A 25,472-nucleotide genomic window follows, 5' to 3' on the forward strand; every position below is an offset into this window, starting at 1 on the left:
GCGCAGCAGGTTTGGTCAGGTGTTAGTGGATTGGGTGGGTGCGGAAGTGATCGCCCTCTTCGCCTTCATCTTCATCATCGCCATGGTCGTGGCCATGCGCGCCATGCACGTGGCCATGGGCGATTTCTTCGTCGGTGGCTGCGCGCACGTCAGCGACGGTCAGCGAGAAGCGCAGCGCGATGCCGGCCAGTGGATGGTTGCCGTCCAGCACGACCTTGTCGTCGGCGATATCGGTGACGGTGAAGATCATCGCTTCTTCGTCCGGCGAATCGCTTTCCGGCATGCCTTCGAACTGCATGCCCACTTCCAGCGGCTCAGGCAGGCGATTGCGCGGCTCTACCTTGACCAGGGCTGGGTCGTATTCACCGAAAGCATCATCCGGTTCGATCTGGATCGTGTTGGAGTAGCCAACTTCCTTGCCGTCGAGCTCTTCTTCGATCTTCGGCAGGGTGTTTTCATAATCACCATGCAGGTAGACCATAGGCTGGCGGCCATCTTCGATCAGATTGTCTTGCGCGTCTGACAGTTTGTAGTTGACAGTCACGACCGTATTCTTGGCAATCTTCATTATGCTTCCTTTCATTGTATAAGCTGGCAAATTATACCTTTACGCCGCCAACGACAGGCGCATTCCTGCATTTCCGGTTGTTATAATGGGCGCATGAATAAATTAACTCTCCTCAGCGATATCACGCCGGCGCAATTTTTGCGCGACTACTGGCATAAAAAGCCCCTGCTGATCCGCCAGGCCGTGCCCGGCTTCAAGGCGTTGTTCGATTTCAAGGCTCTGGCCGAGCTGGCCACGCTGGACCACGTCGAATCGCGCCTGGTCAGCCACGCGGATGGCCACTGGAACATGCAGCAGGGTCCATTGACCAGCCTGCCTTCGCTGAAACAGAAGGAATGGACCTTGCTGGTGCAGGGCGCCAACCTGCACAGCGCCAAGGCCGACGCCCTGCTGCGCCAGTTCCGTTTCCTGCCGGACGCGCGCCTAGACGACCTGATGGTCAGCTTCGCCACCGACGGCGGCGGCGTGGGCCCGCATTTCGATTCCTACGACGTGTTCCTGCTGCAAGGCCAGGGCAAGCGCCACTGGCGCATCGGCGCGCAGAAGGACCTGAGCCTGATCGACGGCCTGCCGCTGAAAATCCTCAGCAATTTCACGCCCGACGAAGAATTCACGCTGGAACCGGGCGACATGCTGTACCTGCCGCCCCACTACGCGCACGACGGCGTGGCCATCGGCGACTGCCAGACGTATTCGATCGGTTTCCGCTCGCCCACGTTCCAGGAACTGGGTGAAGCCTTTTTGCAATTCATGGCCGACTCGATCGACTTGCCGGGCATTTACAGCGATCCGGACCTGAAAGCCTCGGGCAAACCGGCGGAAATTCCCCGTGAAATGCTCAGCACCATCGCAGAAGAACTGAACAAGGTGCGCTTCACGGAAGAAGATGTCACCATCTTCCTGGGCGAACACCTGTCGGAACCGAAGCACAATGTGTTTTTCACGCCGCTGTCGAAGCCATTGACGGTGGGCCGCTTCGCGGATGCCGCGCAAAAGAAGGGTGTTGTGTTGTCACGCAAGACCCTGATGCTGTATCGTGGCAAGAATGTCTTTATCAATGGCGAGTCATTTGCCATTGGCAAGGCCGACAAGGCGGCTCTGGAAACCCTGGCCAACGAACGAGCCCTCGATGGCGCCGCCGTGGCCCAGGCTTCCGATGACGTCATGGATGCGTTATATACCTGGTATCAGGATGGCTGGATCGAACTGGCTTGAATGACGGTAGCGTAGCAAAGTGGTATTACAAGGGCAAATAGTGCGAGTTCTGCGCTAGCGCAACAAAGCATATTATTTTTATATCGTTTTGTCGCGCTTTCGCAAAACATTTACACTTGCTTGCAATTTGCCCCGGCAAATATTGCGATATCACAAAATAGTTGCGAATTTGCCTCTTGCTCCTATTGCGACGCACCAAAAATCGCTATAATATTCGGTTAGGAAGTTTCCGTTGTCTGGCAGGCACCACCTGGTACGAAAAGCCTTCGAAGACGACCTAACGAGCGATAATTACCGGTAATTATTCATCGCAACAATGTTGATTTATTTTTTGAAATAATTAAGGAAAACAAATGAAAAAATCCCTGCTGATCGCCTCCCTGATGGTTGTTGCTCTGGCTGCTTGCAGCAAAAAAGAAGAAGCTCCTGCACCAGCACCAGTAGTTGAAACCCCAGCACCAGCACCAGCAGTTGAAGCTGCTCCAGCTGCTGCTGACGCTGCTGCTTCGGCCGCTACCGACGCTGCTGCTGCTGCTTCGGCTGCCGCTTCGGCCGCTACCGACGCTGCTTCGGCTGCTTCGGCTGCTGCATCGGCTGCTAAGTAATTTAGCACCCTGCACTAAAGAAAGCCGGCCTTCGGGCCGGCTTTTTTGCGTCCGGCATTTTATCCGCAGGATATATATGCCGGACGCAGGCAATAAAAAAGGCTGGCCCGGTTTCCCGGGCCAGCCTTTTTAAGGTGCGGCAGGTTCTGATGCCTGCCGCGAATGTAGCGCTTATTTCAACTGGTCGTTCAGCAGACCCAGGATCTTCTCGGCCACTGGCGAGGTGGCCGGCTGGCCTTCGTTGCTGAGGATGCTGACCAGGCTGGTCGAACCATTGCCGGCCTTGACGAGCACGCGGTAACGCTGCGCCTCCTTGTCCTTGTCGGAGGACGAACCCCAGCTGAACAGTTTCGAGAAGAAACCATCTTTCTTGACCGCGTCCGGATCGACGTAACGCACGAAATACGTGCCCTGCGTGCGGTCGCGGTCTTCCACGGTGAAACCAACCCTGTCCAGCGCCAGGCCGACACGGCGCCAGGCGCGGTCGAACGCTTCATCGACTTCGATGGCGCGCGCCGGCGTGGCGGCGTCGCCCACCAGCTTGGCGTGCTGCGGCTGCACGATGGCGGCGTCGACGGCCGTCTTCGCTTGCGCTTCGTCGCTGGCCGCGCCCAGGCGCGTCATCAGCTTGGCCAGGAATTGCGCCTCCAGGCCCGGATCGTTGGGACGCGCCGTCCAGGTGGTGGTTTCCTTGTCGCGGCCCGTAACGACCTCTTCCACGCCGCGGTGGCTGATGTAGATCTCGGTCGAGCCGTCGGCCAGGCGCTCCATGCGGGTGCGGAACTTGTCTTTCTCGCCGGTCGAATACAGCGAATCGAAAGCCTTGCCGATGGTATTGCGGATAAAATCCTGCGGCAGCTTGGCTCGGTTCTCGTTCCACTCGGTTTCCATGATGCCGGCCGTCGGCTGGTCGATGGCGATGCTGAAGCCGGAATCTTCCCAGAACTGCTTGAGTTGCGGCCACAGCACTTCAGGCGACTGCTTGACCACCAGCCAGCGCTGGTTGCCCGCGCGCTCAACCTTGACGCCGCCCGCCGTGACCGGCACGACACCCACCACGCCGTCGGCGCCCACGACGACAGGCGTACCTGCCGTGGCGTTGCGCTGCGCGTTGTAGCCGGAAGCCGTGGCCACGCCGTTTTTCGAGTCTGGCAGCGAGTAGCGGTTGTCCTGCTGCAATTGCGTCAGGTCAGGCGGCACGTCCAGGGTGCTGGCTTTCTTGACCGACTTGTAGTCGACCTTGTCGCCACCAACCACCGAACTGATCATGCCGCAGCCCGCGAGGCTGGCTGCGACGGCGCCGATGACGATGCCGCGGACGGCGATGGTGGCAGGCGCCGGTTTGGTTTTCTTGCAATTAGTCATGTCGTAACTGGATAAGAAGCTAAGTAGCAGCTGAAATCAGGGAAGGTCCGGACTGTACGAGTCCGGGCTTAAAGTCCGGGCTTAAGACAGGACGCCCGCGTCGCGCAAGGCGTCACGCACGGTGTCGTGGCAATTTTCAGCCAGCGGCACCAGCGGCAAGCGTATGCCGGCAGGCATCATGCCCATTTCGGCCAGCGCCCATTTGACGGGCACCGGGTTGGGCTCGACAAACAATTTCTGGTGCAATGGGAAAACTTTGTTATTGATGGCAATGGCCGTGGCGCGTTCGCCCGCCATCGCGGCCACGCACAGCTCGTGCATGGCGCGCGGCGCGACGTTGGCCGTCACGGAGATATTGCCGTGGCCGCCGCAGAACATCAGCGCCATGGCCGTCGGATCGTCGCCCGAGTACACGGCGAAGCCGGCTGGCACCAGGCGCAGCAGGTCGACGCCGCGGCCGATATTGCCCGTTGCATCTTTCACGCCGACAATATTCGGGATGGCCGACAGGCGCACGATGGTCTCGTTGCTCATGTCGGCAACGGTGCGGCCAGGGACGTTGTACAGGATGACGGGGATGTCGACGGCTTCGGCGATGGCCTTGAAGTGCTGGTACATGCCTTCCTGGGTAGGACGGTTGTAGTACGGCACCACTTGCAGGACAGCGTCCGCGCCCGCTTCTTTCGCATAGCGCGTCAGCTTGATGGCCTCGGCCGTGGAGTTGCCACCGGCGCCGGCGATGATAGGAATGCGTCCCTTGGCGTGCTCGACGGTCAGCTGTATCAGTTCGCAGTGCTCTTCCACGCTCACAGTTGCCGATTCGCCCGTGGTGCCCACGATGACGATGCCGTCCGTACCCTCGGCGATATGCCAGTCGATCAGCTTGCGCAGACCTGGAAAGTCCAGACTGCCGTCCGCGTGCATCGGGGTGACGATTGCTACAATGCTGCCCTTGATCATAGTAAGTTTATAGCGCCGATAAATAAAACAACGATTGTAGCGGATAGCCCGCGCCTGTGGTGCATTCTGAAGTATAAACTGCCGCTCAAAAGGTCGGCAGCAGGGCTGCCAACCGTGGAAAATCTGGCCGGACGGCACAAATTCGTTGCACCAGAGCAGCTTTTGGCTGTTCCACGCGCCCGTCCTCGTACGCTACCACACGCAAGCCGTGCTCTACCGCCCAGGCCAGCATCTCGCCTTCCTTCAGCAGGAATGCGGGATTCGACGGCTTGCCGAACTGCTCATTGCCCTCGGCAAAGGTTTCATACACGAGCACGCCATCGGGCGCCAGGCTGGCGATCATCGCCTCGAGCAGCGGCCGGTGCAAATAATTGGTGACGACGATGCCGGCAAAGCGGCAGGGAGCGAACGGCCAGGCGGCGTCGGGGCCTTCCAGGTCCACCAGCGAGGTGGTGATGCCCGTGCCGGCCGCCTTTTCCAGCATTTCCGGATCATGGTCGAGCGCGATCACGGGGTGGCCCAGGCTCACCAGGTGGCGCGCATGACGGCCGGCGCCGCACGCCAGGTCCAGCACTTCGCCACCGGGAATCAGGGGCGCCCAGCGGCGCACCCAGCCAGAAATCGTTTCAGTGTCTACTACTTGTTCAGTTGCTTGCATCGGTACTTCCATCAGTTAATTGCTCTTTGGCACACATCAGCCCAGCAGCATACGCAGCGGCAAGGTCATCGCGTACAGGAGCTCCACCGCCTTCTGGAGCACGCCGCTCAACGCCAGGCCCAGGTAGCCTTTATAGCTCAGAAAAATCAGCAGAGCGAAGACAAACGGCGTATAGCGGTCAATGCTGGCGTACTTCCTCGACAGGCTGTCGGGCAGCATGCCGGCGACGATGCGCCCGCCATCGAGGGGCGGCACGGGTATCAGGTTAAAACAGAACATGACCACGTTGACCGCCACGCCAGCCAGGCTCACCTCGTCAAGGTAGCCGCGCATGGCAAAACCGGGCGATACCGTGCCCAGCAGGACATGCGCAATCATCCAGCCAAACGCCATGGCCAGGTTGGCCATCGGCCCTGCCAGCGCCACCCAGGCCATCTGCCGCTTCGGATTGCGCAGGCGGCTGAAATCGACAGGCACCGGCTTGGCATAGCCGAACGGCACGCCGATCGCCCAATACAGGGTCAAGGGCAGCAGGATCGTGCCGAAAAGATCGATGTGCCGGATGGGATTGAGGCTCAGCCGGCCCTCGTTCGAGGCCGTCGGATCGCCAAAATACCTGGCCGTGTAGCCGTGCGCCGCTTCATGCAGGGAGATGGCAAACAGCACCGGCACCAGATACACCGCGACCGTCTGTACCGTCACATTGATATCATTCATGACGCCGATTTTAACAGAGGCGTCCACCGTCCTTGCTTATGTTGTCATTAAGAATAGGTGAAGAGCGGCGCCGGAACGGGTGCGCGATGCCTCGCTACAAACCCAGCACGGCCGGGTCGCCGCGTCCCACGCGCACCACTTCCGCCTCCGGCCCCGTCAGGTCGATCACGGTGCTGGGGCCGTGTGCGCAGACGCCGCCGTCGATGATCAGGTCGACCAGCTTTTCCAGCCGTGCGCGGATGGTGTCGGCGTCCGTCAGGCTGTCTTCATCGCCGGGCAGGGTCAACGTGGCGCCCAGCAGGGGCTGGCCCAGCTCTTCCAGCAGGCATTGCACGATGCGGTGCTGCGGCACGCGCAGGCCGATGGTCTTGCGCGAAGGATGGCTGAGGCGGCGCGGCACTTCCCGCGTCGCCTCCAGGATGAAGGTGTAGGCGCCCGGCGTGGCCGCCTTGAGCAGGCGGAACTGGCGGTTGTCGACGCGCGCGTACACGCCCAGCTCGCTCAAGTCGCGGCACAGCAAGGTCAGATGGTGCTTTTCATCGACGCCGCGGATGCGGCGCAGGCGCTCGACGGCGCCCTTGTCATCGAGCTGGCATACCAGCGCGTAGCAGGAATCCGTGGGCAAGGCCACGACGCCGCCGGACTGGATGATCTGCGCCGCCTGCTTGATCAGGCGCAATTGTGGATTGTCGGGGTGAATCTGGAAAAATTGACTCATGTGTCAGCGTTCTGGCGAACCAGCTTGTTAAGTTAGCATTATTGTACGCCGCGCAGCGCGGCAATGCGCTGCTCGATCGGCGGATGCGTGGCGAACAGCGCGCCCCAGCCGCCATCGCCGCCGCTGATGCCCAGCGCCTGCATCGATTGCGGCAACTCGCCCGGCGGCACGCCGCCCAGGCGGGCCAGCGCATGCATCATCGGCGTGGGGCTGCCCAGCAGCTTGGCCGAGCCGGCGTCGGCGCGGAATTCGCGCTGGCGCGAGAACCAGGCGACGATGATGGAAGCGAGCAAGCCGAAGATCACTTCGCACACCATCACGGTCACGAAGTAACCGATGCCGCGCCCGCCGCCTTCGCGGTTGTTATTTTTCAGCAACACATTATCGACAAAGAAGCCCACCACGCGGGCCATGAAGACGACGAAAGTGTTCACCACGCCCTGGATCAGGGTCAAGGTGACCATGTCGCCATTGGCGACGTGGGCGATTTCATGGCCCAGCACGGCTTCAACTTCATCGCGGTTCATGCTTTGCAGCAAGCCGGTCGAGACGGCCACCAGCGCCGAATTCTTGAAAGCACCCGTGGCAAACGCATTCGCGTCGCCTTCATAGACGGCCACTTCCGGCATGGCGATGCCGGCCCGCTCGGACAGCGCGCTCACGGTATTGACCAGCCACAATTCCGTCGACGAGGTCGGATTGTCGATCACGCGCGCGCCCGTGCTCCACTTGGCCATGGGCTTGCTGATCAACAGGGAAAAGATGGACCCGGTGAAGCCTACCACCAGCGAAAACACCATCAGGCTGCCCAGGTTCAGGGTGCTGCCCCGCGCCGGATTGCCCACGCCCAACAAGCTGAGGACGATGGACAGCACCAGCATCACGGCCAGGTTGGTAACGATAAAGAGGACGATGCGTTTCATGGGCGATGGCTCCAGATGACTATGTATGACAAGAATAACGAAAAGATAAGTACGGAAAGGCGCATTTTCAAGCAGCTATGGCAATACGCCAGCGCATCGGCAGCCAGGAAAATCGTCGCGAGCGGCAGTGATTTGTGGCCGAGAAGCGCAACCGTACTGGGTACGGTGAGCATCGACGGCCGCAAAGCGCGCCGCGCAGCAGATTTGCCTGGCTGTCAGCTAGAACCAGTCGTGCCAGATGGGCGTGACATTCGACGGCAGCGGCGGCAGCATGGCAAAATCCACGCGCGACTCGCCCGGCGCGTGGAAATCCGTGCCGCGCGAAGCGAGGAAGCCGTAGGCGTTGGCCAGTTGCGCATATTCCGGATACTGGTCCGGACTGTGGCTGCCTGTGACGACTTCGATGGCCACGCCGCCCAATTGCTTGAACTCATCGAACAGCACGCCTTGCGCCATGTCGCTGAAGCGGTAGCGGCCCGGATGGGCAATGACGGCCACGCCGCCCGCGCCGCGTATCCAGCCGACCGCTTCGGCCAGGGTGGCCCAGCGGTGCTCGACATAGCCAGGCTTGCCTTCGGACAAGTATTTCTTGAACACGTCGGGGATGTTCGCGCACTTGCCCGTTTCCACGATGTAGCGGGCGAAATGCGTGCGCGACATCAGGTCCGGGTTGCCGACGAATTTCAAGGCCCCTTCATAGGCGTCGGGGATGCCGGCCAGGTCCAGCTGGCGGGCAATCTCGCGGCCGCGCGCGTCGCGTCCCGAACGAGTCTGGTGCAAGCCCTGCACCAGGCCGGGATTGTTTTCATCGACTTGCAAGCCGACGATGTGCACGGTTTCGCCGGCCCAGGTAATGGAAATTTCCACGCCGGCCACGAAGCGCATGCCCAGGTCCAGCGCGGCCGCGCGCGCGGCGGCGACGCCCGATACTTCATCGTGGTCCGTCAGCGCCCACACGTCGACGCCCGCCTTGCGGGCGTGCGCAGCCACGGCGGCCGGTGACAGCACGCCGTCGGAGATATTCGAATGACAATGCAGGTCGACTTTAAGCATACGAAAACAATACCCTGCACGGGCTCTACATGAAAGAAGTTTTTATTGTACGCTGCTTGTCAAAAGCGCATAGCATTCCCGTCATGCTCGGGCGAGGAAGATTTCCACCAGGCGCGCCAGTTCCGCCGGCTGGTCATGGTGCAGCATATGGCCCGCATCCGCCATCATCTCGCAGCGCACATCCTTGATACAACGCAAACGCCTGTCGATTTCGATACGCGCCTCCGCTTTCGGCCCCATCCATTGCCACATATTCGTATCGGCGGCCTCCACCCACAGCACGGGCGCCGTGATGCGGCGCCAGCAAGCCATCACCTCTTCCACCCGATACAGGATGGGGTTGACCCGCTTGTGCTGCGGGTCGCCGAGGATGTCCCACTCGCCCGCCTCATTCTGCGCCGACCAGTGCTCGGCCAGGAAGGCCGCGCGGTCGTCCGGCAGGCGCGGATTGGTCTTTTGCAGGCGCTCGGCCACGGCCTGCCGACTGGGATAGCTGCGCATGGCGGGCGGCTCGCGCAATTCGGCTAGCCACTTGGCGTAGCGGCCCGGCGCCTGCTCCGGCCGCGTTGCCATCATGCCGAAGCCTTCCAGGTTGATGAAGCGGCTGATGCGTTCCGGCCGCACGCCCGCGTACAGGCCGGCCACGTTGGCGCCCATGCTGTGGCCGAGCAGCTTGACGGGAGCGTCGGGCGAATAGTACAGCAGCATGGCGTCCAGGTCGGCCAGGTAGTCGGGGAACCAGTAGGTGTCGGACTGCGTGTAGTCGCTCAGGCCAAAGCCGCGCCAGTCGGGCGCGATCACGTGCCAGTCGCCCTGCAACTCGTCGACGACGAACTGGAACGAGGCGGCCACGTCCATCCAGCCGTGCACCATGAACAGCATGGGCGCGCCTTCGCGGCCCCAGTGGCGCACATGCGTGCGGGCGCCGCGGATGTTGATGAATTCGGAACGGGAAAGTTTCATGGGTTTCATCGGATGCCTGCCTTGAAAGTGGCGCGAATGGCGCCACATGCTGTGTCTGTAGATAATGCGCATATAAAAGTACGACCGTTCGATAATTATACCGGATTGGCGGTCGGCGGCAGGACTTGTCCTGCAACAGCGTAAAATAGCGTACGCAGCGCAGTAACTTCCGCGTCCGGCCCTGCCCGGCGCTTCCACCACCGCCACGGGCTAACGATGACACTCTACCAATTGGGCGACTATGCGCCGCAGATTGATGCTTCCGCTTTTGTGGCCGACACGGCCAACGTGACCGGCAAGGTCACCCTGGGCGCGAACAGCTCCGTATGGTTCGGCGCCACCATCCGCGGCGACAATGAACGCATCAGCGTGGGCGCCAACAGCAATGTGCAGGAAGGCGCCGTGCTGCACACGGACCCCGGCTACCCGCTGGACATCGGCGAGAACGTCACCATCGGCCACCAGGCAATGTTGCATGGATGCACGATCGGCGACGGCGCCCTGATCGGCATCCAGGCCGTGGTCCTGAACGGCGCGAAGATCGGCAAGGGCTGTCTGGTCGGCGCGGGCGCCCTGGTCACGGAAGGCAAGGAATTTCCCGACAATATGCTGATCCTCGGCTCACCGGCGAAAGCCGTGCGGGCCCTGACGGCAGACGATATCACCAGGCTACAAGGCAACGCCGTGAACTATGTGCAGCGCGGCCAGCTATTTAATACGCAACTCAAGAAGATTGGATAAGAGAATGACGATTGAAACGACGGGCGCCGTCAGCGCCGCCGCCACCGGCCAGGATACCCTGCAAAAATTTATTTTCGACAACGCCGCCGTGCGCGGCCAGTTCATCGACGTCTCGACCACCTGGCAGGAAGTGGTGTCGCGCCACGCCTACCCGACGGCCGTGAAAAAAGTCCTGGGCGAAATGGTGGCGGCCGCCGCCCTGCTGTCGGCCAACCTGAAATTCAACGGCTCCATCATCATGCAGATCCACGGTGACGGTCCCGTGCGCCTGATGGTGGTCGAATGCGATTCGAACCTGCGCCTGCGCGCCACGGCCAAGCTGGACCCGGACGCCGCCATTGCCGACGGCGCCACCGTGCCGCAATTGCTCAACGCCACGGGCAAGGGCCGCTTCATCATCACCCTGGACCCGGCCGACAAGGTGCCGGGCCAGCAGCCGTACCAGGGCATCGTGCCGCTGGACGGCGACGACATGGCCACCGTCATCGAAAATTACATGCTGCGCTCGGAACAGCTGGACACGCGCCTGTGGCTGGCCACGGACGACACCGTCTCGCGCGGCCTGCTGCTGCAAAAGCTGCCCCACCACGGCGGCAAGGCCGAAGCGACGCCCGTGTCGGAAGAAGACGCACTCGACACCTGGAACCGCGCCGTGATGCTGGCCTCGACCCTGAAAGAGGCGGAAATCCTGTCAACCGATATCGACACCCTGATGCAGCGCCTGTTCTGGGAAGAGACGATCCGCGTCTTCGACCCGCTGCACCCGAGCTTCCACTGTACCTGCACGCGCGAAAAAGTGGGCAATATGCTCAAGATGCTGGGCGAGGAAGAGGTCAACAGCACCCTGGAAGAGATCGGCCATGTGGGCGTGAACTGCGATTTCTGCGGCCAGCACTACGATTTCGACAAGGTTGACTGTGCGCAATTGTTCATCACGGATGCGCCGGCTGAGGTGTTGATTCCGCCAGCGGCCAGCATCAATTGATCATTACACTTTCGCAATGAATCTACCGCGCCGCCCTTGAGGCGGCGCAATTGTTTCCGCTGTCATCGTCCCGTCATCAGTTCGTCATCAGCCCGTCACGCGCCGCCGTTACGCTGCGCAGCTTGTATTGCTTCCAATATTTTCCACAGGCTGATGATGACACCCCACTTGACGCTGGCCCTGCGCCGCCATTCCTTTCATGTTTTGCTGGGCGCCTGCGCCGCAGGCCTGTCCTTGCCGGCCCTGGCGCAAACGGCCGTGGCCGCCGCCGTGGCGTCCGCCACTACCGACATGGCAGCCTCTGCTGCCCCGGCGGCCGAGGACAATGCGCCCATGGCCACCGTGGAGATTTCCTCGCGCAAGACGCGTTCTTCGGTCGCCCTGAGCAAGAATGAAATCCAGAAAATCCTGTCCGGCACGAACCCGCTGAAAGCCCTGCAAACCCTGCCCGGCGTCAGCTTCCAGACGGCCGATCCATGGGGCAACAACGAGCAGAACCTGTCGCTGTTCGTGCACGGCTTTTCCGGCCAGCAACTCGGCTACACCATGGATGGCGTGCCGCTGGGCGACCAGCAGTACGGCAACTACAACGGCCTGTCGCCGCAGCGCGCCGTCATCAGCGAGAACGTGCGCAGCGTCGTGCTGTCCTCGGGCGCGGGCGACCTGGCCACGGCCTCGACGAGCAACCTGGGCGGCACCATCGAGACGTATTCCAGCGACCCGCTGGCCACGCGGGGCGCCAGCGTGCAGCAGACGGTGGGCAGCCACCGCACCTCGCGCACGTTTGCCCGCTACGACACGGGCGCCTTCGGCGACGGCAGCAGCGCCTATGTTTCCATCCTGCACCATGAGGCGCGGGCCTGGGACTTCGATGCGCGCCAGGGCGGCGACCAGGTCAACGCCAAATACGTCAACCGCAGCGAGGCGGGCAAGCTGACCCTGTTCTTCAACTATTCGGACAAGATCGAGCCGAACGAAGACAGCACCGTGCACGTGGCGGGCGAGACGAGCGCGCCGTACACGCGCCCCTTCCTGTACCCGGACTTCAAGACGGCCCTCAATTACCTGTCGCCCACGGGCGCCACGCCCGCCGCCGACGGCAATAATTACCGCAATTACTACAGCGATGCGCAGCGCACCGATTACCTGGCGTATGCCAAGTTCGACGCCAACTTGTCCGATGGCATGACCTGGTCCAACCAGGTGTATTACCACAAGGATGACGGCGCCGGCGTGGTGGCCGGCCCCATCGGCGTGGCCGGCTTGCCGGGCCTGTTCAGCGTGTACTACCCGAAACAGAACCTGAAGGAAGTCTTCGGCAATTCCGGCTACGCCGTGCGCACGACGGAATACGACATCAAGCGCGGCGGCTTCCTTTCCACCGTGCGCAAGGAGCTCGGCAATCACCAGCTCGAAGCGGGCCTGTGGCTGGAGCAGAACCGCTCGTCCGCCTACCGCCGCTGGTATGCGCTCGACGTCAACCAGCCCACTTCGCCGTATGACCGCCCCAGCAATCCTTTGATCACGCAGTACGGCAGCGAGATCGACAACAAGGTGGTGCAGCTGCACCTGCAGGATGAATGGCGCATCCGCCCCGATATCGCCCTGCAGGCCGGCTTCAAGTCCAGCCTGCAGTTTGCCGATGGCCAATTCCCCGTGCAGCCGGCCAAGGGCGCCATCGCCGGCGGCTCGACGGCCTTGCCGGTCGGCACCATCAACACGAAAAAATGGTTTCTGCCGCAAGTGGGCGCGCGCTGGGATGTCACGCCGCAAGACCAGCTGTACTTCAATATCCAGAAAAACATGCGCCAGTTCGTCACCTACGGCGGCGGCGGCGCCTCGCCCTGGAGCTTGTCGAGCCAGGCGGCGTTTGATCTGTTCAAGCGCGACGCCAAGCCGGAAACGGCCCTCACCTATGAAGCGGGCGTGCGCGGCAGCCACGCCATGAGCCTGGGCGCCATCACGGCCATCGATGGCCAGGTCAACGTCTACCACGTCGATTTCAGCAACCGTTTGCTGCAGATCAGCCCGACGCCCGTGATTTCCTCCATCATCGGCGGCAACCCCGTGCTGGCCAACGTGGGCAGCGTGCGCACGGACGGCATCGATATCGCGGGCACTGTTCACTTCGGCAACAATTTTTCGTTCTACAATGCCCTGTCATACAACCGTTCACGCTATTCGGACAATTACTACAACGGCGCCGCACTCGTGCCGACGGCGGGCAAGAACGTGCCGGGCTCGCCGGAATGGCTGAACAAGTTCGTGGCTTCCGCTACGTTTGGCGATATCGAAGTGCAGCTGACGGGAGACTATGTGGGCAAGCGCTACGCGACATACACCAACGATTTGTCGGTCCCCAGCTATTTCCTGATGGGCCTGGGCGTGTCGGGCAAGCTGCCGGCCCTGGCCGGCTGGCTGAGAAACCCGCGCTGGCGCGTGAATGTGAGCAACCTGGCCAACCGCGAAGGCGCGCTGAACGTGGTGGTGGGCGCGGCCGACAAGACGTACAACACCTTCCCGATCGCCCCGCGCCAGGGCTTCCTGACCCTGACGGCGGATTTCTGATGCGCTCACCCATCCTCCCGCAACGGCACTTTTCGCGCCGCAGCTTCGTCCAGGCGGCCGTGGGCGGCCTGGCCCTGGCGGCGGCGCCGGGCTTTGCCGCCGGCCTGCTGGCCACGCCCCCGGCCCGGCCGCTGGTGTTCGCCCACCGGGGCGCCAGCGCCCTGCGCCCGGAACACACCTTGGCCTCGTATGCCAAGGCCATCCTCGACGGCGCCGACTACGTGGAACCGGACCTGGTGGCCACGCGCGACGGCATCCTCGTGGCCCGGCATGAAAGCAATCTGATCGACACCACCGACGTGGCGCGCCGGTCCGAGTTCGCCAGCCGGCGCGGCAAGAAGCTGGTCGACGGCGAATGGCACGAAGGCTGGTTCGTCGACGACTTTACGCTGGCCGAACTGAAGACCCTGCGCGCCGTCGAACGGCTGCCGAAAGTGCGTACCGGCAACACCTTATACGATGGACAATTCCAGATCCCCACGTGGGAAGAAATCATCGATTTTGTTGCAGCGCAATCTGCCGCCAGCGGCCGCGTCATCGGCCTCGTGCCGGAGCTGAAAAGCTCGACGTATTTCCGCGATGGGGGCCTGGCGCTGGAAGACCGTTTCCTGTCGACCATGCTGGCGCACGAATACACGCGCCGCGCGCCGATCGAAATCCAGTCCTTCGAAGTGGCGAATCTGAAATACCTGCGCGAGAAGCTGGGACGGCGCGCCAACGTGCGCCTGATGCAGCTGGTGGTGGGCGGCGACGTGCGTCCGATGGATGTCGTCAAGGCGGGAGGAAAGTTGACGTTTGGACAAATGACCTCGCCGGCCGGCCTGCGCGACATCGCCGCCTACGCGGACGTGGTGGCGCCGCCCACGCGGGGCGTCATCGCGCTGGGCGCCGACCAGCGCCTGGCAAAGCCCTCGTCCATCGTCGACGATGCGCACCAGGCGGGCTTGCTGCTGCACACGTGGACCTTCCGCCCGGAAAACCGTTTCCTGGCGGCCGACTTCCGCGATGGCAATGGAGAAAATGCGCGCAACGAAGCCGGTTCCGTGGCCGAAATGCGGCGCTACATCGAGACGGGACTGGACGGCTTTTTCAGCGATGATCCCGGCTTGGGGCGCATCGCCGCCGGATAAACATTTCGTAACAAATTCTTTTTCAGGGCGTGGCCGGCGGCTACGCCCTTATTATTCGTTTCTTGAATTTCTGAAATTGGAATTTGGAATTAGACATATATCGCCAACTCCATTATTGTGCAATGCAACAACAGACCATACATGGAGGGCATATGTCCACTTTTACCAACACCTACAGCAACGACGATAACTATTTCAGCAACCTGGGCCGCGCCACGCGCGCCTTCCTGGGCGCCCTGCTCGCTTCCAAGCCATACAGCGAACTGGCGCAGAAGGAAGTCATCGCCACGAGCACTGTCCGCAGCGCCGAAGACCAGCGCTATGTGCGTCCAAGCATGCGCGATATCGCCCTGCTGAACTCGGAAGCGGCCCGTTACGAGCACCTGATGCCGAACTTGGCCTCCGAACTGCGCTTCCTGGCCTCGCGCGGCTAAAAAAACGCCCAGGGCGGCGTTGCCTGCGCCTCGCCGTAGTGCGTACTGTCTTCGGCTGGGCGCCTGGCCCTGGACGTTTTTTAAGCTAACTATTTACTCACAAGGATTTTTATGATGTTTCTCGAAACCGCACTGATCGCCGTAGCCGTCGTCGTTACCGGCATCCATTTCTACCTGATCTCGACCGGCAAGGCCCGTTTCTGATCAACAAGCAGCAAGGCAGTCGCACCACGCCGCGCCATGCGGCCAGTCGCGTGCAGCAGTACAAAGTAGTCAGTACAAGGTAACAAGGCAGTCATTGACATGTCAGCCTGGCAATCGGTCCAGGCTGGCAAGCGGGAAGTCTTACTTCTTAGTGTGGCGCAGCAGCGTCCACCGGCGTTTCCAGCAGTGGCGGGGTCTGGCCCTTGCGCACGATCTGCACGAAAATCTCATTCTGCTTGACCATGCCCAGCTCATAGCGGGCACGCTCCTCGACGGCGCCCGTGCCGTCCTTCAGGTCGCGCACTTCGGACTCGAGCTTGGCGTTGCGCGCCTTCAATTCCATATTCTTTTTATTCGCCACCGCCACCTGGGCTTCCATGTCGGCAACGCGCAGCCAGCCGCCTTTACCCAGCCAGAGGGGAAATTGGATCAGCAGCAGCAGGGCTGCCAGAGCGAGCGTAATGAGGCGCATGGGGCATTCAGTTAAAAAACCGGCCGGAACATCTCCGGCCGGCCAGTGGGTTTTACAGCAGCTTACTTCAGATTATAGAACGCATCGCGGCCAGGGTAGGTGGCGATGTCGCCCAGGTCTTCCTCGATACGCAGCAGCTGGTTGTACTTGGCCATGCGGTCCGAACGCGACATCGAGCCGGTCTTGATCTGCAGGGCGTTCGTGGCCACGGCGATATCGGCGATGGTCGAATCTTCCGTTTCGCCCGAGCGGTGCGAAATGACGGCCGTGTAGCCGGCGCGCTTGGCCATTTCGATGGCGGCGAAAGTTTCCGTCAGCGTGCCGATCTGATTGATCTTGATCAGGATCGAGTTGGCGATGCCTTTCGCGATGCCTTCTTTCAGGATCTTGGTGTTGGTGACATACAGGTCGTCGCCGACCAGTTGCACTTTCTTGCCCAGTTCCTGGGTGAGGATCGCCCAGCCGTCCCAGTCGCCTTCGTGCATCGCGTCTTCGATCGAGATGATCGGGTACTTGTCGCACCAGGTCGCCAGCAGGTTGGTGAACTCGGTGGCCGTCAGGCTCAGGCCTTCGCCTTCCATTTCGTACTTGCCGTTCTTGTAGAACTCGGACGCGGCGCAATCGAGGCCGATGGCGATCTGCGTGCCTGGCTCGTAGCCCGCTTCTTCGATGGCCTGGATGATCAGCTTGATGGCTTCTTCATGGTTGGCCAAGGATGGCGCGAAACCGCCTTCGTCGCCCACGTTGGTGTTCAGGCCCTTCTTGTGCAGGATCTTTTTCAGCGTGTGGAACACTTCCGCGCCGTAGCGGACGGCTTCCTTGAACGACGGGGCGCCCACGGGAATGATCATGAATTCCTGGATGTCCAGGTTGTTGTCGGCGTGCGCGCCGCCGTTGATGACGTTCATCATCGGCACCGGCATCTGCATGGCGCCCGAACCGCCGAAATAGCGGTACAGCGGCAAGCCCGCTTCTTCGGCGGCAGCCTTGGCCACGGCCATGGAGACGGCCAGGATGGCGTTGGCGCCCAGGCGCGATTTGTTTTCCGTGCCGTCCAGGTCGATCAGGGTACGGTCCAGGAACGCCTGTTCATTGGCGTCCAGGCCCATGATGGCTTCGGAGATTTCGGTATTGATGTTTTCGCATGCTTGCAGCACGCCCTTGCCGAAGTAGCGCTTGGCGTCGCCATCGCGCAATTCCACGGCTTCGCGCGAACCGGTCGAGGCGCCCGACGGCACGGCCGCACGGCCCATCACGCCCGATTCCAGCAACACGTCGCATTCGACGGTCGGGTTGCCGCGCGAGTCCAGGATTTCGCGACCGATAATATCAACAATAGCACTCATGTCATTCTCCAAAGTTAAGCGTAACAGGGGCTGCACACTGCGTTCTGATGCGCAATTGCACAAAGGGGGCAAAGAAACTCCCGGCGGGAACGATCTGGCCGGGAGCTGTCTTACGGGTAATACTGTCGCAAGCGACCCGCGTTATTCTGCGGCGGCGTTGGCTTCCTTGTGCGCCAGCGCTGCCTTGATGAACGAGGTAAACAGCGGATGACCGGTGCGTGGCGTCGACTTGAACTCGGGATGGTATTGCACGCCCATATACCATGGGTGGGCATTTTCACCCGTGCGCGGCAATTCCATGATTTCGCACAAATCTTCGCTCGGCGTGCGGGCCGAGACGATCAGGCCAGCCGCTTCGACACGGGCCAGGTAGTGATTATTGGCTTCGTAGCGATGGCGGTGACGCTCGGTCACCACGCTGCCGTAGATCTCGGAAGCGAGGGTGCCCGGATTGACGGCGCAGGTCTGCGCGCCCAGGCGCATGGTACCGCCCAGGTCCGAGTTTTCATCGCGCAACTCGACTTTACCATCGTGGTTTTGCCACTCATTGATCAGTGCAACGACAGGTTGATCCGTATCAAGGTCGAACTCGGTCGAATTCGCGTTCGGCATGCCAGCCTTGTTGCGCGCGTATTCGATCAGGGCCACCTGCATGCCCAGGCAGATGCCCAGGTAAGGGATCTTGTTTTCACGGGCAAACTGGGCCGCCTTGATCTTGCCTTCCACGCCGCGCTTGCCGAAGCCGCCCGGCACCAGGATGGCATCGTACTTGGCCAGGTTGTCGCAACCGGTCGTTTCGATTTCTTCCGAATCGATGTACTCGATGTTGACGCGGCTTTCCGTGTGGATGCCGGCGTGGCGCAGCGCTTCGATCAGCGACTTGTACGATTCCGTCAGTTCGACGTACTTGCCGACCATGCCGACGGTCACTTCCGCCTTCGGGTGCTCCATCGTGTAGATCAGCTTGCTCCAGATCGACAGGTCGGCCGGCGCCGGGTCGAGGTCCAGCGCGTCGCAGATGATCTTGTCGAGGCCCTGGTCGTGCAGCATCTGCGGCACCTTGTAGATGGTGTCGACGTCCCACACGGAAATGACGGCGTCTTCCTCGATGTTCGAGAACAGCGAGATTTTCGCGCGCTCGTCTTCCGGGATGGCGCGGTCGGCGCGGCACAGCAAGGCGTTGGGCAAGATGCCGATTTCGCGCAGCTTTTGCACCGAGTGCTGGGTCGGCTTGGTCTTCAGTTCGCCGGCCGAGGCGATGTAAGGCACCAGGGTCAGGTGGACGAAGGCCGTATTCTTGCGGCCGGCGCGCAGGCTCAGCTGGCGTGCCGCTTCTAGGAAGGGCAAGGATTCGATATCGCCGACGGTGCCGCCGATTTCGCACAGGGCCACGTCGTAGCCTTCGGCGCCACGGCGGATGTAATCCTGGATTTCATTGGTGATATGCGGAATCACCTGCACGGTCTTGCCCAGATATTCGCCCCGGCGTTCCTTGCGGATCACCGATTCATAGATCTGGCCGGTGGTGAAGTTATTCACCTTTTTCATGCGGGTGGAGATGAAGCGCTCGTAGTGACCGAGGTCGAGGTCGGTTTCGGCCCCGTCGTCGGTGACGAATACTTCACCGTGTTGCATAGGGCTCATCGTGCCAGGATCGACGTTGATATACGGGTCGAGCTTGAGCATGGTGACTTTAAGGCCGCGCGATTCGAGGATCGCGGCGAGGGAGGCGGCGGCAATCCCTTTTCCAAGGGAGGACACAACGCCACCAGTGACGAAGACAAATTTGGTCATTGCAGATGGTGCCGAACGGCACGTGCGGGAAATTGAAATTATACACTAAAGCCCGCCTGCGTCGCCCCCCGCACGCGGAAATTTGCGCCAAATACCGACTATCCCCCGCCCTCCTGCTGTCTACGCACAACAAAATTACCCGATAGCAATAATTGAAATCTTTCCAATTCCATACTTTGTGTGGGCGAGCGAACAGACCCTGCCGCTCCCAGGCCGCAGACTGGCATTTTCAACAGGAGGTCCATCATGAGCTACGAAGAACGCGACGCCTACGGCATGTATGTCAACCGCGGCCACAAAGGCCCCGGCCCTGAACTGATGGGTGCCGACACCCTGATCGGCGACCATGTGCACAACGCCAGGGATGAACACCTGGGCGAAATCAAGGAAATCATGATCGACATGCGCAGCGGCAAGATCGCCTACGCCGTCATGTCGCACGGCGGCGTCTTCACCATCGGCGAAAAGCTGTTCGCCGTGCCCTGGGAAGCGCTGCTGCTCGACACCGTCAACAAGCGCTTCACCCTGAACGTCGACAAGGAGCGCATCGAAAACGCCCCCGGCTTCGATACGGATAACTGGCCGAACATGGCCGATACCACGTGGGCCAATTCCATCCATAGTTACTACGGAACGACACCACGCGAGTATTAATTCAGCCAAAGCGCGGGGCTGGGGTCTGGTTTAAAAGCGGTACTCCAGCCCCGCCACATACGTCCTGCCCCGCGCCGTGCTCAGCGGCGTGTTGTCCTGCGACTGCGACGGCATCGAGTTCAGCCGGTTCAGCGCTTCCGAGAAATCCTTGTTCATGGCGTTCTGCACGGACAGGCGCAGGAACAGGTTTTTCGACACCTGCCAGCTCGCATACAGGTCGATCACGGCCGGGATCTTCGGATTCTCGGCCTTCAGCACCTCGCCCGTCGCTTCGTCGGCTTCATTGTCGGGCGACAGGCGGCGGTTCGAGCCCGTGTGCTTGAGGATGGCGCCCACTTCCAGCTTGTTATCGAGCAAGCGCGTGCCCACGTCGAGGTTGTAATACACGCTGGGCAGCTCGCTGATGTCGGACGCGCCGAACCAGGCGCTGGCAATCGACGTCGGCTGGCGTGTCGTTTCGCGCGTGTACGACAGGCGCGCATACGCCGGGCCCAGCTGGTATTGCGCTTCCAGTTCCCATCCCCGCGAATACACGGGCGTGGCCGAGTTGATGTAGATATACATGTTGGTCATGTAGTCATCCACGTTCTGCCAGTCATTAGCCAGCACTTCCGCGATATTGCACTTGCGGCCGCGGTCGCACACGAGGAAGGACTGGCTGGTGATATAGCCGTCGATCTTGCTCTTGAAGTACAGGGCCTTGAAGTTCAGCACGTCGTTCTTGCTCAGCAAGCCATGCAGGCTGGAATTGAAACCCAGCTGGTAGGTCGTCGCTTTCTCCCCCTTCAGGAAGGGATTCATCGACGCCCCGCCGTCATTCGAGAAAAACACTTCCTGCGGATTCGGCCCGCGCATGGTGCGCTCGGCGCTGGCAAACGGCTGGAACCACGGCGTCAGCTGCGCGGAAACGAGCAGCGAGGGGTTGATGCCATGTTCCTTCAACGCAATATTGCTCGCCCCCTGCGGAAAGCATTGCACGCGCGGATCGCAGGCCGGCTTGTAGCCGGTCAAATCAAAGTGCGTGGTGTTGAGGCCCGCGCTGATCTGGTAGATGCTCCGGTTGTATTGCAGGCCCGCATACAGGCTGCTGATCTTTTGCACGCCCTCGGGGCCGAAGGTATTGTTTTCAATCGATTGCTGGTTCGCATCGGGGTTGTCCGGATCGTCGACCAGACTTTCCACGTGCTTGCTGTACTTGTTGCGCATCAGTTTGCCGCCGATGGTCACCAGCGCATCGCCGCCGGCCAGCCGGAAGCTGCTCGTGTTGTTGATGTCGACGGCGTCGGCGCGGTTGGCCGCGTGGGTGTTGATGAAATTGGTGAGCGCCGCGGGCATGTATTTCTGCTTGCCGCGACTGCTGCTGGCCACCACATTGAGGTTGATCAACTCGGAAAACGGCGTGTAGTGATATTTTACGTAGTAGTCATCGCTCTGGATATCGCGGCGCGTGAACGTATTGCGGTAATCGCGCGCCGACAGTTCCAGCGCGTGGAAATCGCTCAATGTGAGGTCCAGCTTGAGCAGCTGCGACTTGGGCTTTTGCTTGTAATAGCGGTTGTAGCCGAAACCGAATTCCTCGCTGTTGACGCCTTTCGCATTCGTGTAATTATTGCCGATCACGCTGGCGCTGGTGGCGGCCATGAAGCCCACGCTGCCGCCGTCGAAGGCGGGGTTTTTCATCGCCACGGCCAGCATGGCGCTGCGGCCCACGCCGTTATTTCCGGTCGACATCTTCGTGCGCGCTCCCACCTTTTCACCGGCGAAGACCACGTCATCGACGCCGATGGTGCGGAAGTTGGCGCTGCCGGCCAGCGCATTGACGCCGTCGCCGCCGACGACATTACCGCGCGACACGTCCACGCCGATGATGAAATTCGGGTCGATCAGGGCGCCGAACTGGCTGCTGGGCACGCCGCCGTGCGACACGGACGAGGGCGCGCTGCCATAGTAATTCTGGCTCACGCCATCGACCATCATGTTCACGCGTCCCAGGCCCGACAGGCCACGGATGTTGACGCTGACGGCGCCCTGCGCCGGATCGATCTGGGTAAACGTGCCCGGCATGCTGCGCACGATCTGATCGACCGGCTGCAAGCGCGTGTCCGCGCCGCGCGCGCTGACGGCGCCCGGCTTTTCCAGTGCCTGCTGTTCCACGGACACAGTTTCACCCGATACATTCAGCGGCGAAAATTCCACCTTGCCGCTTTCCTGCGACTGCGCCCCGGCCTGCTGTACCAGCAAGGCCATGCAGATGCCCACGGCCTGCGTCATTGTCTTGATATGCATACACCCTCGATTTGTTATGTGATTGAAAAAATGCGATAAATCAGCCGGCACCGTGGCCGCCTTCGGCGTCGAGCTTGAACGACACGGGCAAGGTCACCGTCACCGTGCCCTGGCGCAAGACGCTGGCGGGCGGCGCCGGCAGCGGCTGCGCGCGCTGCAGCACTTGCAGCGCCTCGCGGTCGAGCAGCACCGTGCCCGACGACGTGAGCAGCTCGCTGGCCAGCAGCTTGCCGTCGCCATCCACCTGGAAGCGCACCCAGGCGGCGCCGGCCCGCTTGCGCTGGCGCGCGTCGCCCGGATAGCGCTTGAAATGGGCCAGGTGGCCGAGTACCCGGCTTTGCCAGCTGGCCGGCGCCGCGCTGGCGGGCGGCATGTCGCTGTCGAACGGCGCCGCCTGCGGACCGCGCACGGAGCTTGGTGCCGGCGTGGCGCTGCTGCTGGCCTGCGCGGGCACGGACGCTTCCTTCGCGGCATCCTTGCCGGGATCAGGCGACGCACTGGCTTCTGCCTTCGCCTCTTTTTCCGCGGCGACGATCTGCGGTGCGGCGGCGCGCGCCAGCACGGGCAACGCTTGCTGCCTGGTCGTACTCTTTTTCGGTTGGGCGGCGCTGGACGCGGCCGACTGGCGTGCCCCTGCCGCTGCCGCCTGTTGAGTCTCCGGCGACATGGCCTGTGCCGCAAAGACCACCATCACGCTGGCCGCCGGGTTGGCGGGCACGACGGTGACGGGCTGCCAGCCGGCCCACAGCAGCAGCGCCAGTGCGCCCGTCACCACCAGCGAGGTGGCGATGCCCCAGTTCAATACCGGACGCGGCGCCGGCGTGGACGGCGCACTCACCCGCCCTCCCGGCCCACCAGGCCCACTTTCAGATAGCCGGCCCGGCGCAGGGCATCCATGACGCCCAGCACGTCTTCATACGCGGCCTGCTTGTCGGCCTGGAAGAACAGGGTGCGCTGGCGGTCGCCGCCCGTCTGCGCGTCGAGCCGGCTGCCCAGCTGCTCGCGCGCCACGGGCGCTTCGCCCAGATACAGGCTGCGGTCGGCCTTCAGGGAAACGAACAGGGGCTTGTCGGGACGGGGTTCGGGCTGGGCCGTGGCGGCCGGCAAGTCGATCTTCAGGTCGACGGTAGCCAGCGGCGAGACCACCATGAAGATGATCAAGAGCACCAGCATCACGTCGATGAAGGGCGTGACATTGATCTCGCTCAATTCCGGCATGTCGGCCGCGTCGTCGTCCGGCGAAGGGAAAAGGGACGCCATGGCTCAGGCCTGCTGGCGCGTGTCGAGGTCGCGGCTCAGCATCAGCAGCACTTGCGCCGAGGCGGCCCGCAGCAGCGCCTTGTACTGGTTGATGCCGCGGCTCAGGACGTTGTAGATGACGACGGCGGGTATCGCCGCCACCAGGCCCAGCGCGGTAGCCAGCAAAGCTTCCGCGATGCCGGGCGCGACGGTCGCCAGATTCGTGCTCTGGCTGACGGCGATGCCGATGAAACTGTTCATGATGCCCCACACGGTGCCGAACAGGCCGACGAAGGGCGCCACGGCACCTATGCTGGCCAGCAAACCGATGCCTTGCGTCATGCTGCGCACCTGCTGCGCAATGAACTGTTCCTGGCGAAAGCCGGCCCGCTCCTTCAGGGCCGCCGCAGGTGCATTGGCGTGCGACAGGTTCAGTTCCTGCTGCACCTCGTCGAGCAACCGTTGCGCCAGGCCAGACGCCCCGCTCTTTACTGCCGCGTCCGGCAAGGAGGCCGCCGACTTCAGCATGGCGACGGCTTGCGCCGCCGCGCGCCGCGCCTGCAGCAAGCTGGCGCCCTTCACCAGCAAGACTACCCAGGTGGCCAGCGCGGCGATCAACAAACCGATGAGCACGCTTTTCACCACCTGGTCGGCGGCGAAAAACATGCCCAGCGGCGACATGTCGTGCGGCAAGGCGGACGCTTGCGCCGTGGCATGGAACAGGAAAAGAAATACGCCGCCGGCAGCGGCTTTGACATACAACAAGGGGGTACGCATGGTAGCTTCTACAGTTAACAGGCATGGCTGCGCCAACGGCGCGCACGCGCATGCAAAAAAATCGGACGGACTACCTGGCTGCTGCGAAGAGGCTTGCTGGGGAGGAGTGCCGGGCTGAATGCCCGGCGGAGTTGCAACGGCTTACTTGGCGCTGGCGACGGCGGGCGCCGCCACCGGCGTGTACCACACAAAATCCGCCTGCGGCGCCTGCACCGTGGCGCCCTGCTGCGCCAGCACCAGCACCAGCGGCGCGGGGCCGCCCGTCAAGTCCTGCACGTGCAGCGGCACGCCCAGGTCCTTGTGCGCATGGTAGGCGCCGGCGATCAGCACGGCGGGCGCGGGCGCGGCCAGCAGGCGCTCGGCCATGCGGCGGTCGCGCTGCTGCTGCACCGACAGCATGGCGGCCAGGCGCGGCGCGTCGATCTGGTTGTCATGCATGACGCGGATGATGTCCTTCAATTTGTCATGCACTTTGCCGTCGTTGGCCAGGTTCGAGTGCTTGCCCTGCACGGCAGGCTGGTCGACAAACAGCTGCTTGATTTCGCTGCGGTCCAGATTGGCCGACCAGACGGGATACGGCGCGCGCATCACGGTCATCACCAGGTCGCCATATTGCGCCCACTTCCAGCTCGGTTGCCAGGCCAGCAGCTCGGCGACGTGTTCGGGGCGCACGACGGGGTCCGTCTGCAGCCACGGCTTGACCTTGTCCACCTTGGCTTGCTGGTCCGGGTTCAGCATTTCCAGCAGCACGCTGCCTTGCGGACGCTGGCCCTGCAACTGCTGCAGCAGCCACTGCTCGATCCGGTGATGGCTGAGCTGGTCATGCTGCTCGCCGACGATGACGCGCGGCGCGGCGGCCAGCCGGTCCAGCAATTGTTCGGCAGTCACGCGCTGGCCGCTGCGCAGGTCGACGATCTCGCCCAGCTGGCGCACGTCTGGCGAAGCGGCGGCAGTCGCGGTGGCAGCGTCAGTGACTGGAGCGACGCTGCTGCAGGCGCTCAGCGCCAGCACGCAGGCGGGCAGGACAGCGGCGAAGGACAGGGGGAATCTCATGGGCATGGCCTTTCGGGTGGAAGCGCGCATTGCAAAATAACTAC

General features: G+C 62.1%; 25 protein-coding genes. 8 read left to right on the forward strand and 17 right to left on the reverse strand.

What is annotated here, in order from left to right:
- Positions 1–22: 22 nt before the first annotated feature.
- Positions 23–568: an FKBP-type peptidyl-prolyl cis-trans isomerase gene (locus AC07VI_RS00990; protein ID WP_086136197.1), complete on the reverse strand. Its 546-nt coding sequence runs from the start codon at positions 566–568 to the stop codon at positions 23–25.
- A gap of 93 nt (positions 569–661) precedes the next feature.
- Here AC07VI_RS00990 and AC07VI_RS00995 point away from each other — a divergent pair, with 93 nt between their 5' ends.
- Together AC07VI_RS00995 and AC07VI_RS01000 are read left to right on the forward strand one after the other, a co-directional pair.
- Positions 662–1,783 carry a JmjC domain-containing protein gene (locus tag AC07VI_RS00995; protein WP_492995387.1) on the forward strand — a complete coding sequence of 374 codons (1,122 nt, stop codon included), beginning with the start codon at positions 662–664 and terminating at the stop codon, positions 1,781–1,783.
- Positions 1,784–2,136: 353 nt separating this feature from the next.
- Positions 2,137–2,388, forward strand: coding sequence for a hypothetical protein (locus tag AC07VI_RS01000; RefSeq protein WP_492995389.1), 252 nt, complete (start codon positions 2,137–2,139; stop codon positions 2,386–2,388).
- Positions 2,389–2,559: 171 nt separating this feature from the next.
- Here the strand turns inward: AC07VI_RS01000 and bamC are convergent, their stop codons facing one another.
- From bamC to AC07VI_RS01040, 8 genes are all read right to left on the reverse strand, one after another.
- Positions 2,560–3,753, reverse strand: coding sequence for an NlpB/DapX family lipoprotein (bamC, locus tag AC07VI_RS01005; RefSeq protein ID WP_086144056.1), 1,194 nt, complete (start codon positions 3,751–3,753; stop codon positions 2,560–2,562).
- An 81-nt stretch (positions 3,754–3,834) separates the two neighbouring features.
- On the reverse strand, positions 3,835–4,713 hold the full coding sequence (gene dapA / locus AC07VI_RS01010; RefSeq protein ID WP_086144055.1) for a 4-hydroxy-tetrahydrodipicolinate synthase: 879 nt from the start codon (positions 4,711–4,713) through the stop codon (positions 3,835–3,837).
- Between the two features lie 85 nt (positions 4,714–4,798).
- On the reverse strand, positions 4,799–5,371 hold the full coding sequence (locus AC07VI_RS01015; RefSeq protein WP_086144054.1) for a class I SAM-dependent methyltransferase: 573 nt from the start codon (positions 5,369–5,371) through the stop codon (positions 4,799–4,801).
- A 36-nt stretch (positions 5,372–5,407) separates the two neighbouring features.
- On the reverse strand, positions 5,408–6,088 hold the full coding sequence (locus AC07VI_RS01020; RefSeq protein ID WP_086144053.1) for a site-2 protease family protein: 681 nt from the start codon (positions 6,086–6,088) through the stop codon (positions 5,408–5,410).
- Between the two features lie 94 nt (positions 6,089–6,182).
- Positions 6,183–6,806, reverse strand: a complete 624-nt coding sequence (locus AC07VI_RS01025; protein WP_086144052.1) for an L-threonylcarbamoyladenylate synthase — start codon at positions 6,804–6,806, stop codon at positions 6,183–6,185.
- 38 nt (positions 6,807–6,844) lie between these two features.
- Entirely contained in the window at positions 6,845–7,729 is an 885-nt protein-coding gene (gene htpX, locus AC07VI_RS01030) for a protease HtpX (RefSeq protein ID WP_492995393.1), read from the reverse strand.
- Positions 7,730–7,948: 219 nt separating this feature from the next.
- The gene (locus AC07VI_RS01035) at positions 7,949–8,782 is read right to left on the reverse strand and encodes a 3',5'-nucleoside bisphosphate phosphatase (RefSeq protein WP_086144050.1); all 834 of its coding nucleotides are present in this window, start codon (positions 8,780–8,782) and stop codon (positions 7,949–7,951) included.
- Positions 8,783–8,863: 81 nt separating this feature from the next.
- Positions 8,864–9,745, reverse strand: a complete 882-nt coding sequence (locus tag AC07VI_RS01040) for an alpha/beta fold hydrolase (protein WP_492995395.1) — start codon at positions 9,743–9,745, stop codon at positions 8,864–8,866.
- A gap of 216 nt (positions 9,746–9,961) precedes the next feature.
- On the opposite strand from AC07VI_RS01040, the gene AC07VI_RS01045 reads away from it, so the two are divergent.
- The 5 genes from AC07VI_RS01045 (at position 9,962) to AC07VI_RS01065 (ending at position 15,603) form a co-directional block, all read left to right on the forward strand.
- Positions 9,962–10,486 carry a gamma carbonic anhydrase family protein gene (locus AC07VI_RS01045; protein ID WP_492995397.1) on the forward strand — a complete coding sequence of 175 codons (525 nt, stop codon included), beginning with the start codon at positions 9,962–9,964 and terminating at the stop codon, positions 10,484–10,486.
- Positions 10,487–10,490: 4 nt separating this feature from the next.
- Entirely contained in the window at positions 10,491–11,471 is a 981-nt protein-coding gene (gene hslO / locus AC07VI_RS01050) for an Hsp33 family molecular chaperone HslO (protein ID WP_492995399.1), read from the forward strand.
- 153 nt (positions 11,472–11,624) lie between these two features.
- Positions 11,625–14,039 carry a TonB-dependent receptor gene (locus AC07VI_RS01055; RefSeq protein ID WP_492995401.1) on the forward strand — a complete coding sequence of 805 codons (2,415 nt, stop codon included), beginning with the start codon at positions 11,625–11,627 and terminating at the stop codon, positions 14,037–14,039.
- Entirely contained in the window at positions 14,039–15,169 is a 1,131-nt protein-coding gene (locus tag AC07VI_RS01060; RefSeq protein ID WP_492995403.1) for a glycerophosphodiester phosphodiesterase, read from the forward strand. Before AC07VI_RS01055 ends, AC07VI_RS01060 begins: the two co-directional genes overlap by 1 nt.
- A 152-nt stretch (positions 15,170–15,321) precedes the next feature.
- Positions 15,322–15,603 (forward strand): hypothetical protein, encoded by a 282-nt coding sequence (locus tag AC07VI_RS01065; RefSeq protein WP_086144046.1) that lies wholly within the window; start codon positions 15,322–15,324, stop codon positions 15,601–15,603.
- A 352-nt stretch (positions 15,604–15,955) separates the two neighbouring features.
- Here AC07VI_RS01065 and ftsB read toward each other — a convergent pair whose 3' ends face one another.
- From ftsB to pyrG, 3 genes are all read right to left on the reverse strand, one after another.
- Positions 15,956–16,279 (reverse strand): cell division protein FtsB, encoded by a 324-nt coding sequence (gene ftsB, locus AC07VI_RS01070; RefSeq protein ID WP_035821182.1) that lies wholly within the window; start codon positions 16,277–16,279, stop codon positions 15,956–15,958.
- A 62-nt stretch (positions 16,280–16,341) separates the two neighbouring features.
- Positions 16,342–17,625, reverse strand: a complete 1,284-nt coding sequence (gene eno, locus AC07VI_RS01075; protein WP_086144045.1) for a phosphopyruvate hydratase — start codon at positions 17,623–17,625, stop codon at positions 16,342–16,344.
- Between the two features lie 141 nt (positions 17,626–17,766).
- Complete coding sequence (gene pyrG, locus AC07VI_RS01080) at positions 17,767–19,419, reverse strand: CTP synthase (protein WP_086144044.1); 1,653 nt, start codon at positions 19,417–19,419, stop codon at positions 17,767–17,769.
- A gap of 246 nt (positions 19,420–19,665) precedes the next feature.
- On the opposite strand from pyrG, the gene AC07VI_RS01085 reads away from it, so the two are divergent.
- Positions 19,666–20,073: a PRC-barrel domain-containing protein gene (locus AC07VI_RS01085; RefSeq protein WP_086144043.1), complete on the forward strand. Its 408-nt coding sequence runs from the start codon at positions 19,666–19,668 to the stop codon at positions 20,071–20,073.
- A 30-nt stretch (positions 20,074–20,103) separates the two neighbouring features.
- Here AC07VI_RS01085 and AC07VI_RS01090 read toward each other — a convergent pair whose 3' ends face one another.
- From AC07VI_RS01090 to AC07VI_RS01110, 5 genes are all read right to left on the reverse strand, one after another.
- Positions 20,104–22,359, reverse strand: a complete 2,256-nt coding sequence (locus AC07VI_RS01090) for a TonB-dependent receptor domain-containing protein (RefSeq protein ID WP_086144042.1) — start codon at positions 22,357–22,359, stop codon at positions 20,104–20,106.
- Between the two features lie 40 nt (positions 22,360–22,399).
- Positions 22,400–23,197, reverse strand: a complete 798-nt coding sequence (locus tag AC07VI_RS01095) for an energy transducer TonB family protein (RefSeq protein WP_086144041.1) — start codon at positions 23,195–23,197, stop codon at positions 22,400–22,402.
- Positions 23,194–23,619, reverse strand: a complete 426-nt coding sequence (gene exbD, locus AC07VI_RS01100) for a TonB system transport protein ExbD (RefSeq protein WP_086144040.1) — start codon at positions 23,617–23,619, stop codon at positions 23,194–23,196. The genes AC07VI_RS01095 and exbD overlap by 4 nt, the downstream gene beginning before the upstream one ends.
- Positions 23,620–23,622: 3 nt before the next feature.
- Positions 23,623–24,375 carry a tonB-system energizer ExbB gene (exbB, locus tag AC07VI_RS01105; protein ID WP_492995408.1) on the reverse strand — a complete coding sequence of 251 codons (753 nt, stop codon included), beginning with the start codon at positions 24,373–24,375 and terminating at the stop codon, positions 23,623–23,625.
- Between the two features lie 141 nt (positions 24,376–24,516).
- Positions 24,517–25,434 (reverse strand): ChaN family lipoprotein, encoded by a 918-nt coding sequence (locus tag AC07VI_RS01110; RefSeq protein WP_494808766.1) that lies wholly within the window; start codon positions 25,432–25,434, stop codon positions 24,517–24,519.
- Positions 25,435–25,472 lie beyond the last annotated feature (38 nt).

The sequence above is a fragment of the Janthinobacterium sp. GW821-FHT03A03 genome, from assembly GCF_059421435.1.